This is a genomic window from Kitasatospora sp. NBC_01300, from assembly GCF_041435235.1.
GTDB lineage: Bacteria > Actinomycetota > Actinomycetes > Streptomycetales > Streptomycetaceae > Kitasatospora.
In genome coordinates this window covers 899,802-912,574 of record NZ_CP108408.1, presented here as the reverse complement: position 1 = coordinate 912,574, position 12,773 = coordinate 899,802, and the positions used below count along the sequence as shown (strand labels likewise).

At 70.0% G+C, this 12,773-nt stretch carries 9 protein-coding genes and 5 CRISPR repeat arrays; of the genes, 4 read left to right on the top strand and 5 right to left on the bottom strand.

From position 1 onward, the window contains the following. Positions 1-327 precede the first annotated feature (327 nt). A CRISPR array of direct repeats spans positions 328-783; the repeat unit is 28 nt; unit sequence GAGCGATCCCCGCGAGCGCGGGGCCGAT. A gap of 268 nt (positions 784-1,051) precedes the next feature. After that, positions 1,052-1,447: direct repeats of the CRISPR family, unit length 29 nt; unit sequence GGAGCAATCCCCGCGCGTGCGGGGCCGAC. Positions 1,448-1,537: 90 nt separating this feature from the next. Continuing rightward, a complete protein-coding gene (locus OG556_RS03935) occupies positions 1,538-1,717 on the top strand; it encodes a helix-turn-helix domain-containing protein (RefSeq protein WP_371522560.1) in 180 nt (59 codons plus the stop codon). 240 nt (positions 1,718-1,957) lie between these two features. Here OG556_RS03935 and OG556_RS03930 read toward each other — a convergent pair whose 3' ends face one another. Then, the gene (locus OG556_RS03930) at positions 1,958-2,470 is read right to left on the bottom strand and encodes a hypothetical protein (protein ID WP_371515868.1); all 513 of its coding nucleotides are present in this window, start codon (positions 2,468-2,470) and stop codon (positions 1,958-1,960) included. 670 nt (positions 2,471-3,140) lie between these two features. Between OG556_RS03930 and OG556_RS03925 the strand changes: the two genes are divergently transcribed. Then, positions 3,141-3,899 carry a GntR family transcriptional regulator gene (locus tag OG556_RS03925; protein ID WP_371515867.1) on the top strand — a complete coding sequence of 253 codons (759 nt, stop codon included), beginning with the start codon at positions 3,141-3,143 and terminating at the stop codon, positions 3,897-3,899. Between the two features lie 154 nt (positions 3,900-4,053). After that, a CRISPR array of direct repeats spans positions 4,054-4,569; the repeat unit is 27 nt; unit sequence GAGCAATCCCCGCGCGTGCGGGGCCGA. Between the two features lie 126 nt (positions 4,570-4,695). Continuing rightward, complete coding sequence (locus tag OG556_RS03920; protein ID WP_371515866.1) at positions 4,696-5,649, top strand: IS481 family transposase; 954 nt, start codon at positions 4,696-4,698, stop codon at positions 5,647-5,649. A gap of 22 nt (positions 5,650-5,671) precedes the next feature. After that, a CRISPR array of direct repeats spans positions 5,672-6,128; the repeat unit is 29 nt; unit sequence GGAGCAATCCCCGCGCGTGCGGGGCCGAC. A 684-nt stretch (positions 6,129-6,812) separates the two neighbouring features. Beyond that, a CRISPR array of direct repeats spans positions 6,813-7,079; the repeat unit is 23 nt; unit sequence ATCCCCGCGGGCGCGGGGCCGAT. 624 nt (positions 7,080-7,703) lie between these two features. On the opposite strand, the gene OG556_RS03915 is transcribed toward OG556_RS03920, so the two are convergent. The 4 genes from OG556_RS03915 to OG556_RS03900 form a co-directional block, all read right to left on the bottom strand. Further along, positions 7,704-8,981, bottom strand: coding sequence for a cytochrome P450 (locus OG556_RS03915; protein WP_371515865.1), 1,278 nt, complete (start codon positions 8,979-8,981; stop codon positions 7,704-7,706). A gap of 4 nt (positions 8,982-8,985) precedes the next feature. Further along, positions 8,986-10,044: a cytochrome P450 gene (locus tag OG556_RS03910; RefSeq protein WP_371515864.1), complete on the bottom strand. Its 1,059-nt coding sequence runs from the start codon at positions 10,042-10,044 to the stop codon at positions 8,986-8,988. A 134-nt stretch (positions 10,045-10,178) separates the two neighbouring features. Next, on the bottom strand, positions 10,179-10,259 hold the full coding sequence (locus tag OG556_RS03905) for a tryptorubin family RiPP precursor (RefSeq protein ID WP_224285092.1): 81 nt from the start codon (positions 10,257-10,259) through the stop codon (positions 10,179-10,181). 197 nt (positions 10,260-10,456) lie between these two features. Then, complete coding sequence (locus tag OG556_RS03900) at positions 10,457-11,077, bottom strand: TetR/AcrR family transcriptional regulator (RefSeq protein ID WP_371515863.1); 621 nt, start codon at positions 11,075-11,077, stop codon at positions 10,457-10,459. A 126-nt stretch (positions 11,078-11,203) separates the two neighbouring features. Between OG556_RS03900 and OG556_RS03895 the strand changes: the two genes are divergently transcribed. Continuing rightward, complete coding sequence (locus OG556_RS03895; RefSeq protein WP_371515862.1) at positions 11,204-12,652, top strand: MFS transporter; 1,449 nt, start codon at positions 11,204-11,206, stop codon at positions 12,650-12,652. Positions 12,653-12,773 lie beyond the last annotated feature (121 nt).

Genomic DNA, 12,773 nt, shown 5'->3' with positions numbered 1-12,773 from the left:
CGACGTCGGGGCGTCTGGATGCTCTCGCGCGAGCCGAGGCGCGGATGCCGAGCGCAGGACCGCCAGGCTCCTGCTCGCAAGCTTGCCGCTCGTCGTCCCGGTGCCGGGTTCAGGGGTGTTGTCCGCTGTCCTGGAGGCCGTTCCGGTGGGTGGTGCAGGTGTCGATTGCGGGGCGTTGGCAGACGGTGCCGGCGAACTCGAAGGCGTCGCGGCGGGCTTCGGGTAGCACCGTGGTGTGTTGCCAGTGGCGCGGGTTCGAGTGCCGGTCGAAGGCGGTTGGACACGTCTTCGACCAGCCCTGGCGGGCTCGTGTCCGCCTTGCTCGCACGAACCATCTCCGCGAGCGCGGGGCCGATGGCGGGGTGTCCGGCGGCGTCGAGCTGATCGAGGAGCGATCCCCGCGAGCGCGGGGCCGATTCCGGGTGACTCAGTAGCGACAACACCTAACTGGAGCGATCCCCGCGAGCGCGGGGCCGATCTCCTCCTCGGCGTCGACCCCGGTACGCCCGGGGAGCGATCCCCGCGAGCGCGGGGCCGATCTGATGCCCAGGTCCCTGATCAGCTGCCGGCCGGAGCGATCCCCGCGAGCGCGGGGCCGATTGGGCCACGTGGTCTGTGGGGATGGAGCCGCCGGAGCGATCCCCGCGAGCGCGGGGCCGATAACGCGCGGGCGCTGGTCAACTCCGACGTCACCGAGCGATCCCCGCGAGCGCGGGGCCGATCCTCAACACCGTCCTCCAGCCACGCGAGGACCGGAGCGATCCCCGCGAGCGCGGGGCCGATACTTCCTGACCTGCGGTGATTAGTGGCTGAGGGGCTTGATTGATTCAGTTCGATCGGCAGAAGTCCCGTCGAACAGCCGATGCGTTGTTGCCATCTTTCCTTGCCCCAGGGCTGATTGTCAGTGTCGTGGCCTGACTCCCCGAAGCGTACCCGCGCGTGGAGATTGAGACGATGATTGAGGACCGCTGGCATCGGTATCTGCCCGAGGTCAGGGGCTGGCTGGGTGCGCTGTGGGGTAAGTCCGCCGAGCGTGTTGGGAATCTGCCACGGATCAGTCCCCACAAGTGTGGGGCCAACAGCGTGAGTTCGGCGATGGCAATGTGCCCCGCGGAGCAGTCCCCGCGAGCGCGGGGCCGACCACGACGAGGAGGGCGAGACGATCACCAGCCTGGAGCAATCCCCGCGCGTGCGGGGCCGACTGGCCCAAAAGGGCAGGGGTTTGGGGGGACTTGGAGCAATCCCCGCGCGTGCGGGGCCGACGTGATGAACACCTCGTGCTCGTGCCGGGAGAGGGAGCAATCCCCGCGCGTGCGGGGCCGACAGGTGGTGGCGCCGTACTCGGTCTGCGCACCCGGAGCAATCCCCGCGCGTGCGGGGCCGACCAGTGCGGTCGCCGACGCACGCTGCATCTGCAGGGAGCAATCCCCGCGCGTGCGGGGCCGACACTTCCTGACCTGCGGTGATTCGTATCAGGGGCCGTCAGTAGATTCAGTTCGATTGGGCAGGCGGCGTGTGAAGGAGTTCATGGGCCTGGATCCTCTCGCTCAGGCGACAGGCGGACCTCACGCAGGAGCGACTTGGGGAGCGCGCCGGACTTGACCGGCGCGCGATCGGGCGGATCGAGAACGGCCTCGCACCTGCGACGCTCGACCAACTCGGTGCCATCGCGCGGGCAATCGGCGTGCCACTCTGGCGTCTGGTCCGCGACGAGTAGCCCTGGCCGGCCATCGGGCCGGTCAGGGCCTTGAGCTGCTGCTACTCGTCTCGAAGCGGCTCCATGACGAACCCGAGCCGCGGGGGTACGGGCTCGCCGTCGGGACGTTCGAGCAATGGCCCGAAAGCTTCGAAGTCCTGCTGTCGGTAGCACGCGACCAGGTCTGCGTACCGCGGATCGATCCACTCCATCGGATACCTCCTACTCGGGTCAGCAGCGTACGCGTTCCGAGTCCGCTATTCAGCGGGCTTGGTGCAGGGCTTCTCCGGTTTCTTCATCGGCCTGATTGAACAGCTGGGCGAGTGCTGACAGTTCGCCGCTACGGTCACCAGGTTGTCGTCCGTCGGCGGCCGCCACAGTTCCTGGTCGACCTCGAAGCCCGCCTCCCGGATGGCAGCCTGGGTCTGCTCCATGATGTCCTGGTCGAAGTTGCCCGGGTCGAATCCCGGGCTGTGGTGCACGGAACCGGCCCTCGCGCTCGCACAACTCGGCGTACGCCTCGGTGTGGACGAGGAATGCGTGCCAGCCCTCGTCCACGATCCTGGACGGCGCCATGGCCAGGTGGGGGCGGCGGGCGCCCACGATCACGAACGCGATGGCTTCCCGGGTGATCCGGGTGGCCATCGCGACGTCCATGCCCTCGTTGTTGGAGAGCACGGTGGAGATGACGGAGCCGAACGTCGCCGCGCTCACGAACTGGTCCGGAGCGGTCGGGGGCGGCGCCAGCGCCGGGGTGGGTTCGGGAATGATCACGGTAGTGCTCCTCTCGGTGTGTCGAGTGGTGCAACCTCCTGGGCCGGCGTCGTCGTCAGGCCTGCGAGGAGGCGGAGGGTTGATCAGGGCGGTTCGACCTGATCGCGAGGGGCTGGTTCGGGCCACCGGTGGGAGATCCGCTCGTCAGGTTGCGAACGCAGGGGCACCCCGACTGGCCGCAGAGGCATGCCAGCACCCGAGCACCGCACTCGTCCCGCCGGCCGCCGGGACACCCGTGGCGGGCGTCGAGTTGGCACTCTGCGCTGACGTAGCGCCCGGCCTGGGCTGTGTCCAGAGTGATGACGATGCCGGACAGGACGTCCGGTCTGGAGATCATTGCGGCTCCTCCAGTTCGGCCCAAACGATCACCGCGCCAGTTGCGTCCGTGGATCCCCATGAGGTGCAGGACTGCACGATGGCCAGGACATCGGCCCAGCGTTCGACTGATTCGTCGACAGGCGCGGGGACGCTCAGGCGCACTACTCCAGCGTTGGGGCGCGTAACGCGTACGTGGGCGCCGGCGGCCTGACCGAGCGCAGTCTTCACGGCTCCTGTGCACATGCCGATCTGCACCGATCCCCCAGTACATGTAAGGATTAGGTCTACACATACAGTAGGGCCTGGCCGCATACTCTGTCACCAGCCGAGCACGGAACGTAGGAGGACATGCATGGCAGGCGACGCCGAATCCCCCTACCTCCGCATCGCAGACCACATCCGCGAACGGATCCTCACCGGCCAGCTCGCAGCCGGAGTCCAGTTGCCATCTCTCGCTGCACTGCGTGAGGAATTCGGCTACTCCCACGGCGTCGGCCAGAACGCCTACCGGCTACTCGAATCCGAAGGCCTGGTCGTCGCCCGCCACGGCCGCGGCTACTACGTCCGCAGCCAGGAACCGCCCACCGTCCTGGTGCGCCGTCAACGCGTACCCCGCGGCGACGGCAGCCCGACGGAGGCCACCCTCGCCAGACAGGGTGTCGCCGGTACTTGGCGGCACGAATCTCAGCCCCGTGCCGCCGAGGCCCGCATCGCGGCCCGGCTGGAAATCCAGCCCGGCGATCCGGTGATGCACACGACCTACGTGTACCTGGCCGACGGAGACCCGGTGCAGCTCGCAGAGAGCTGGGAACCGATGGCCATTACTGGCGGCAGCTTGATTGTCCTGCCCGAGGCCGGTCCACACGCTGGTATCGGCGTCGCCGACCGTATGTCGATCATCGGCATCGACGTGGGCGTGCCCGTTGAGCGCGTGAGTGCCAGGGCTGCCACGCGACCTGAGGCTCAGACCCTCGGCGTTGCACCCGCTGTCCCGGTGATGGCAATTGAACGGACCTACTACGACCAGGCCACCGGGCGCCCAGTTGAGACCGCAGACATCGTGCTCACCTCGCGCTGGGTTGCTGAGTACGGGCGCGCCCCACGTTCCTGACCTGCATGGTCCGATGCCGGTCGTACGGCGGCGGCATGGCCGGCACGCCGACGGACGGTCCTGGTGCGAGCCGGACGCGGACGACGTGTGGCAGTGGACGCACGACACCCCGTAACGACGAAGCGCCCCCGCCCGGCCGAAGCTGAGCGGGGGCGGAGCGATCCCCGCGGGCGCGGGGCCGATAAGGAGCGCAAGGCCAGATACCGGCCGGCGGAGGAGCGATCCCCGCGCGTGCGGGGCCGATGCGAGCCGGAGCTGGTCGATCAGCCAGGTGCGGGAGCAATCCCCGCGCGTGCGGGGCCGATCTCCGACGTTGGGTGCTGTGGGACCACACGCCGGAGCAATCCCCGCGCGTGCGGGGCCGATGCCTGCCTCACCGAACCGGTCTTCGACGCCCTGGAGCAATCCCCGCGCGTGCGGGGCCGACCGCCGGGTGAGCCGGCCGGGTATCGGCGCGCGGGAGCAATCCCCGCGCGTGCGGGGCCGACGGCCGGACCCGGGGAAGGTCCGGCCACCCCCTCGAGCAATCCCCGCGCGTGCGGGGCCGACATCAGGCCGCCCCAGATCAGCTCCACGACATTGGAGCAATCCCCGCGCGTGCGGGGCCGACTGGCTCATCCCGCTGCTGGAGACCGCCCTCGCCGAGCAATCCCCGCGCGTGCGGGGCCGACCCGCGCTAGTTGTACTGACCATGGAGGTTGGTGACGGGGTTCACGGCCAGGTGATCTTGAAATGAGTGAGGGCCTTCTGGCTCGGTGTGGATTGCGACATCTGCACCGGCGCCAGAAAGGCCCTCATGCCACACCGTAACGCACCGCTGACCGAGACCGGACGCCTGCGCCTGGCCCGCTGCGTGGTCGAGGACCGCTGGCCGCTACGCAGGGCCGCGGAACGCTTCCAGGTCTCACCCACCACCGCCAAACGCTGGGCGGACCGCTACCGCACGCTCGGCGAGGCCGGCATGAGCGACCGTTCCAGCCGCCCCCACCACAGCCCGCGCCGCACCCCGACCCGCACCGAGCGGCGGATCATCAAGGTCCGCGTGCTCCGCCGCTGGGGACCGGCCCGCATCGCCTACCTGCTCCGCCTCAACCCAGCCACCGTCCACCGGGTCCTGACCCGCTACCGACTCGCCCGCCTCTCCCACCTCGACCGCGCCACCAGCCTCCCGGTGCGCCGCTACGAACGCGCCGCACCGGGCGAGCTGGTCCACGTCGACATCAAGAAGCTCGGCAACATCCCCGACGGCGGCGGCCACAAGACCCTGGGCCGTCAGGCCGGCCGCAAGAACCGGTCCGCAGTGGGCTACAGCTACCTGCACAACGCCGTCGACGACCACTCCCGCCTGGCCTACAGCGAGATCCTGCCCGACGAACGCAAGGAGACCGCCACCGCGTTCTGGACCCGGGCGAACGCCTTCTTCGCCCGGGCCGGAATCACCGTCCAGCGGGTGATGACCGACAACGGCTCCTGCTACAAGTCACACGCCTGGCGTGATGCCCTCGCCGCCGAGGGCATCGCGCACAAACGCACCCGGCCCTACCGGCCGCAGACCAACGGCAAGGTCGAACGCTTCAACCGAACCCTGCTCGACGAGTGGGCCTACGCCAGGCCCTACCGCACCGAACAGGAACGCCGCGACGCCTACCCCGACTGGCTCCACACCTACAATCACCACCGCGGACACACCGCACTCGCAGGCAAGCCACCCGCCAGCCGCATCCCCAACCTCACGGGACAGAACAGCTAGTGCCGCCCGCTGGGAGCAACATCGGAGCAATCCCCGCGCGTGCGGGGCCGACTGCTCGACCAGGTGCTCCAGCATCGTGGCGACGGAGCAATCCCCGCGCGTGCGGGGCCGACGGTCTGCTCCGCCCCCTATGGCCGCCTCTGCCGGAGCAATCCCCGCGCGTGCGGGGCCGACGCCTGGCGGGCGGTCTCCGGGGAGCCGTCAGCGGAGCAATCCCCGCGCGTGCGGGGCCGACTCTTGACGGCCTCATCCACCACGATCACGATCAGAGCAATCCCCGCGCGTGCGGGGCCGACGAGCGGGCGCGGGCGTCGCCTTCGCCTGCGCCGGAGCAATCCCCGCGCGTGCGGGGCCGACCCGTGGCAGGTCGCCTACATCCTGGCCCCAGTGGAGCAATCCCCGCGCGTGCGGGGCCGACTGAGGGTGTACGTGGTGCTCAGGGTGTGCTCCGGAGCAATCCCCGCGCGTGCGGGGCCGACACTTCCTGACCTGCGGTGATTCGTGTCAGGGGCCGTCAGTTGATTCAGTTCGATTAGGCAGGCGGTCTGTGGAGGAGTTCATGCTTCTTCGTGCACGTGGGGAGAGTTGTCAGCTGTGTCTCGCGCTCCTGAAGCGTACTCGTGTGGGGAGGCTCGGGGCGGTGCTTGGGGACGGTTGGCGTTGGTATCCGCCCGAGGTCAGGAGGTGGCTGGGTGCGCGGGCGACGGAGTTGCTGTCGCAAATGCTGCGTGCCGTGGTAGTGGCGGGGTTGTTTGGGATCGCGTCCTGCCGTTGGTGACGTCGGGGCGTCTGGATGCTCTCGCTAGGGCCGATGTGCGGTGGCGAGCGGCAGGTCCGTCGGCAGCCTCTCGCTCGCCAGCTTTCCGCTCGTCGTCCCGGTGCCGTGTTCTGGGGTGTTGTTCGTTGTCCTGGAGGCCGTTCCGGTGGGTGGCGCAGGTGTCGATTGCGGGGCGTTGGCAGACGGTGCCGGCGAACTCGAAGGCGTCGCGGCGGGTGTCGGGTAGCACAGTGGTGTGTTGCCAGTGGCGTGGGTTCGCGTGCCGGGCGGAGGCGGTTGGACACCGTCTTCGGCCAGCCCTGGCGGGCTCGTGTCCGCCTTGCTCGTACCCTTGACGAGATCAGCTTCTGGTGGTCACCGGTGCGAGGGGCTGGTCTCCTGAACCATCCCCGCGTGTGCGGGGCCGACGGCCAGTTGGACACGCTTGCCTCTCGGGATGAGGAGCAATCCCCGCGGGCGCGGGGCCGATTCGGCCTGCTGGATGGCGAAGATGTGGCCGAGGGAGCGATCCCCGCGGGCGCGGGGCCGATGTGTCGGCCGGCGTGGCGGCCCTTCCGGTGAACGAGCGATCCCCGCGGGCGCGGGGCCGATAGGCCAATGCCGGATGAAAGAGTTGACTTGCCGGAGCGATCCCCGCGGGCGCGGGGCCGATGCTTTTTGGCCTGCGGTGATTAGCGCTCGAGGGGCCCGATTGGTTCAGTTCGATTGGTAGGGGGCCCGTCGAACGGCCGATGTGTTCTCCTTGCCCCAGGGGTGGTTGTCGGTGTCGTGGCCTGAGTTCTCGAAGCGTACCCGCATGTGGAGGTTGAGGACCGTTGGCAGTGGTAGCCGTCTGAGGTTAGGGGCAGCCTGTTGCTGTCGTACAGGCTGGACGCGGGGGCAGTGGCTGAGATTGTCCGGGGCCGCTGCCTGGCGCTGGTGACGTGGCGGCGTCTGAATGGTCTTGCGGGGCCAGGTCTGTTCGGCTGGTTGTGTGGGATGTGAGGCTGAGGCGGTTGTCCGCCGGGCGGTGTTCATGTGGGACAGGTAGGTGGTGGGCGCTGCTGGGGGGCAGGTCGCCGGCTGCCACGGTGAGTGTTGCCGGCCTTGGGGGAGGTCGTAGAGCTTCAGGGCCGCCGCAGTGAGTCCTGGAAGTCGGCGCGTGGGAGCACGGCTGTCAGAGGGGAGTTGCCGCTTGCCGCGGTGGAGACCGTTCTGGTGCGTGGAGTTGGTCCTCGGCGGGGTGTGTCGGATGGGCGGCCCCCACCGGCTGTGGGCGGGTGGGGGCCGGCGGGCGTCAGTGCAGCAGTAGTCGCAGGCTGAGCAGTCCGCGGTGCCTCGGGTTGTCCTGCCACTGTGCGGGCTCGGCCGGGTCGGCGAGGCGTAGGGCCGGGAAGCGGCGCAGCAGTTCGGTGAACGCCACCTCGGCCTGGAGGCGGCCCAGTTGGGCGCCGAGGCAGTGGTGGATGCCGTGGCCGAACGCGAGGTGGCGGGTGGCGTCCGGGCGGGTGATGTCGAAGCGGTCGGGGTCGGTGAAGACGGCCGGGTCGCGGTTGGCGGCGAGCAGGGCGATCTGGACGAACTCGCCGGCCGGGATGGTGGTGCCCGCGATGGTCACCGGCTCGGTGGTGCGGCGCAGCGAGGCGATGCTGAACGGGCTCTCGTAGCGCAGGACTTCCTCGATCGCGCCGGGAAGCAGTGCCGGATCCGCGCGCAGCGCCGCGAGTTGCTCGGGGTGGCCGAGCAGCACGTGGAGGCCGTTGGCGATCAGGTTGACGGTGGTCTGGTGGCCGGCGATAGCGAGCAGGAACGCCATCGAGGTGATCTCGGCCTCGGTCAGCCGGTCGCCGTCGGCCTGGGCGGCGAGGAGTCCGGATATCAGGTCGTCGCCCGGGTGGGTGCGCTTGTGGTCGACCAGGGCGCGCAGGTAGTCCGCCATGCCTTCGGCGGTTTCCACCGAGACTTCGCCGTCCGCTCCGTCGCCTGTCTCTCCGTCCGCGTCCGGGCCGGCGTCGACCGCGTTGCCCCGGACCTGGAGGTTCTCCCGTTCGGCCTGCGGCGCGCCGAACAGCTCGAAGACGACCGCGAGTGGCAGCGGCAGCGCGAACTCGCTGATCAGCTCGACCGGGTCGGGCCCGTCCAGCTGGTCCAGCAGTGCGCCGACGTGGCGCTCGACCATCGGGCGTAGAGTCGCCACCTGCCGTGCGGTGTAGGCCTGTTGGACCAGCTTGCGCAGTCGGGTGTGCTCCGGGGGGTCGGAGTTGAGCATGTGCGACATCAGGTCGCGGCCCGGGCCGCCTTCGGAGTTCCCGACGTGTCGGGCGAACGCCTCGGTGACGGCCTTCTTGCTCAGCCGGGGGTCGGTGAGGGCGGCCCGGCACTCGGCGTGGCCGGTGACGACCCAGCCTTCGAGTCCGGCCGCGCCGCCGAACCGGACCTTGCGGGCGCCGCCCTCGGTGCGCCAGCGGCGGTACGCGGCGTGCGGGTCGGCGTAGAACTGGCTGTCGGCGAACTCCGGTTCGGCGGTGCTGTGTTCGGCCCCGCTGTGGTCGGTCTGTATATGATCATCGTGCATGTGATCAGTGTGCATCCCGTGGCTTCAGGACGCGGACCTCGCTGACGCCGAGCAGGCCGAGCAGTGGCACCTTGGCGGTCCGCTGCTCGGGGTCGACGACCAGGCCGGCCGTACGGATCTGGTCCAGCAGCAGTTCGGCGAGCGGCATCACCATGTGCCGGCCCCAGCAGCGTTCGGAGGTGTGCCCGAACGGCAGGTAGCCGGGAGTGTTGTCCGGGTCGAGGTGGTCCCAGCGCTCCGGCCGGAACTCGTGCGGGTCCTCCCACAGCGCCGGGTCGCGGTGCGAGAGCAGCGGCAGGACGAGGACGTCGTCGCCGGCGCCGATCCGCGGGTCGATCGCGGGGTACTCGGGCGAGGCGCGGCGCAGGATGTTCCAGGACGGCGGCAGCAGGCGCAGCGACTCGAAGATGATGTTCCGGTTCGGCGTGCTGTCGTCGAACGGCGCGCCGAGCCAGAGCGCGTTCGCGACCAGGGTGGAGATGGTGAAGCAGACCGGTGCGGCGGCTCGGCGGTACATGCCCAGCGCGTACCGACGGTCCTGGTAGTTGGCCGCCTTCGCGGTGAGCTTGCCGAGTTCGGTGAGGTCGTCGCCGGGCTTGGGCCCGCCGGGCAGTGCGGCGCCGGCCGAGATCACCAACCAGGTGAGCAGGGGCGTCAGTTCGAGGTTGCGGCTCATCAGGATCCGCAGCCGGCGCGGGTCCCGGCCGAGGATGAGGTCGCGCAGGAAGAGGTGTCCGGTGAGCGGCCACGGGCCGGACAGGTCGATGTTCGGCGGCAGTGGGGCCTTCAGTGCCTCGCGCACGTCGCTGCCGATCGTCCGGGTCACCGAGGACGCCTCGGTGCGGGTGATCGAACGTCCGTGCAGCGGTTTGAAGGTGGGCCGTTCGATCTCGGTGGCGCGCCGGGCGGCGAGGATCCGGTCGGTGAGCTCGGGCCCGGCGACCCCGATCGTGTCGGGTTCGAGCCGGACGGCGTCCTTGCCCAGATGGTCCTTGAGCAGGGCCTCAAGTCGGGGGGAGAGCACGGTGGTTCGCGAACGGGCGGAGGCGGGGGAGAGGGCCATGTGATGTCTCCGAGACTTTGCCGGGAGCGGTCTCCGCCCCCGCCCCGGGCCCGATCTCCCGGCGGAGGCCGCGAGGGGGGGCAGGGGCGGGGGCGGATCAGCTGTTCAGGTACCGGAGGTACCGATCAGCCGGCTTAGTACCAGATGTACCAAGCGCTGGCCTTCAGGCTCTTCTTGGCGAAGGACGCGTCACGGATGGCGAACAGGATCTTCATCTTCGGGTCTCCCTTTCGTTACCAGGTGGCTGAGCGAACGTAAGGCCACTCTGCAGTCGCCCTACAGACGTAGACACGCAGCCGACTCCCCATCGGGTTCACGTTCGGGGGAGGTTTTTGTCGAGAGGCTCGGGGAGGTGGGGGGTTTGCCGGTGGATCTCCTGATTCGCCCCCCCGGCGGCGGGTGATGGACGGTGTCAGCCGCCGGAACAGTCCGCACACCGTCGCGGGCGCAGCCCGTCGAGGATGATGCCGAGGTAGCGGCGCCAGTCGGTGACCCCGGCCTGGACGACGTGGCAGAGGCCGATGTAGAGCGGTGACACGTCCGCGACGGTCAGGTCCTCTCGCACCGAGCCCTCGGCCTGGGCGCGTTTGAGCACCTTGTCGGTGAGCTCGTTGAGTTCGGCGATCGCCGCTGCGTCGAACGTGCTGCCGCCGACCATCGCGGTGACCGTCTCCGCGTAGCCCCGGTCCTGCTCCTGCATGGTTCCGCAGAACTCCAGGGAGCGGGCGAGGCCGTGCCAGGGGTCGGGGTCGGGGAGCACCTCGTTCCTGAGGAAGTCCAGGGTCTGCTGGAACCGGTGCTCCACGATCGCTTCCGCCAGCGATTCCTTGGTCGGGAAGTGGCGGTACACCGTGCCGACACCGACCCCGGCCCGGCGGGCGATGTCGCCCATCTGGGCGTCCCGCCCGGACTCGGAGAAGGCGGCTCGGGCGGCATCGAGCACCTTGAGCCGGTTGCGGGCGGCGTCGGAGCGCAGCTTGCCGCCGGTGGGCGTGCTGGAGCGGGCAGGGGGAGGGGAAGGGGTGTTTGACAAGGGGAACCGCGCCTCCGTATCGTCGCCATCCGGAACCGTGAGTCCGATTCCGGTTACCACTTTAACCCACAGGAGCGTATCCCTCCCATGGCCATGCCTCCCACGTCCTCCTTATCGACCTCGACCTTGACCCCCTCCCCGGATCCCCTCCGCTGGAAGGCGCTCGTCGTCCTGGCCGTCGCCCAGTTGACGGTGGTGCTCGACGCCTCGATCGTGAACGTCGCGCTGCCCTCGATCCAGCGGGACCTGCACTTCGCCGACTCCGACGTCCAGTGGATCGTCAACGCCTACGCACTCGCCTTCGGCGGCTTCCTGCTGCTCGGCGGCCGGACCGCCGACCTGCTCGGCCGGCGGCGGGTGTTCATGACCGGACTCGGGCTGTTCGCCGCTACGTCGCTGCTCGGCGGTCTCGCCCCGACCGCGGGCCTGCTGATCGCCGCGCGGGTGGGGCAGGGCCTCGGCGCCGCGATCATCGCGCCGGCCGCCCTGTCCATCGTCACCACGACCTTCACCGAAGGCGCCGAACGCAACAAGGCCCTCGGTATCTGGGGCGCGCTCGCCGGAGCGGGCGGCGCCATCGGCGTGCTGCTCGGCGGTGTGCTCACCCAGTGGGCGGGCTGGGAGTGGGTGATGTTCGTCAACGTGCCGATCTGCGTCGTCGCCGCCGTCCTCACGCCGAGGTTCGTCCGCGAGAGTCGCGGCCACGAACGCACGGGCATCGACTTCGCCGGTGCCGCACTGGTCACCGGCGGTCTCAGCGTGCTGGTCTACGCGCTCGTGGACGCCGAGCGGGCGGGCTGGGGCTCGGCCAGGACCCTCGGGCTGCTGGGCCTCGCGGCCGTCCTGCTGCTGGTCTTCGCCCTGGTCGAACTGCGCCTCGTCAAGCACCCGGTGATGCCGTTGCGGATCTTCCGCAACCGCAACCTCTCCAGCGCCAACGCGGTGTCCCTGCTGGTGGGCGCCGCGCTGCTGTCGATGTTCTTCTTCATCTCCCTCTACCTCCAGCAGGTGCTCGGCTTCTCCGCACTGGAGGCCGGACTGTCCTACCTGCCCTTCTCGGTGGCGAGCATCGTCGCCGCCGGTGCGGCCTCGCAGCTGGTGACCAAGGTCGGGCCCAGGCCCGTCCTCGCCTGCGGTCTGGCGCTCACCGCGGTGGGACTCCTGCTGTTCACCCGCATCCCCGCCGACGGCACGTTCGCCGGGGACGTGCTCCTGCCCTCGGTGGTCGCGGCACTCGGACTCGGCTTCTCGTTCGTGCCCGTGACCATCGTCGCCGTCTCCGGCGTGACACCGCAGGAGTCGGGCCTCGCCTCCGGGCTCATCAACACCACCCAGCAGATCGGCGGCGCGCTCGGCCTCGCCGTGCTCTCCTCGGTGGCCAACGCCCGTATCAGGGAGCTCCTTGACGGCAAGCAGGCCGGCGGCCCGGCCCTGGCCGGCGCGATGACGGAGGGCTTCCGGCTCGCGTTCGCCGTCGGAGCGGGCTTCGCCGTGCTCGGCGTGCTGATCACCCTGCTGGCCGTGCCCAAGGGCGAGCGCTCCGTGCGCGAGGACGTGCCGGTCACGCCGGTCTGACGAACGGCGGCCTCCGGACGGGACGCGCGACCGAACGGCGGCCTCCGGAGGCGCGACCGAACGGCGGCTTCCGGACGCGCGACCGGACGGCGGCCTCCGGACGCGCGAAGGCGCTCACCCC

Bases quoted from the DNA above. Each gene is read 5' to 3' on its own strand.
- OG556_RS03905 (WP_224285092.1), bottom strand. From the start codon at position 10,259: ATGAAGATCCTGTTCGCCATCCGTGACGCGTCCTTCGCCAAGAAGAGC.
- OG556_RS03910 (WP_371515864.1), bottom strand. From the start codon at position 10,044: ATGGCCCTCTCCCCCGCCTCCGCCCGTTCGCGAACCACCGTGCTCTCC.
- OG556_RS03925 (WP_371515867.1), top strand. From the start codon at position 3,141: ATGGCAGGCGACGCCGAATCCCCCTACCTCCGCATCGCAGACCACATC.
- OG556_RS03920 (WP_371515866.1), top strand. From the start codon at position 4,696: ATGCCACACCGTAACGCACCGCTGACCGAGACCGGACGCCTGCGCCTG.
- OG556_RS03915 (WP_371515865.1), bottom strand. From the start codon at position 8,981: ATGCACGATGATCATATACAGACCGACCACAGCGGGGCCGAACACAGC.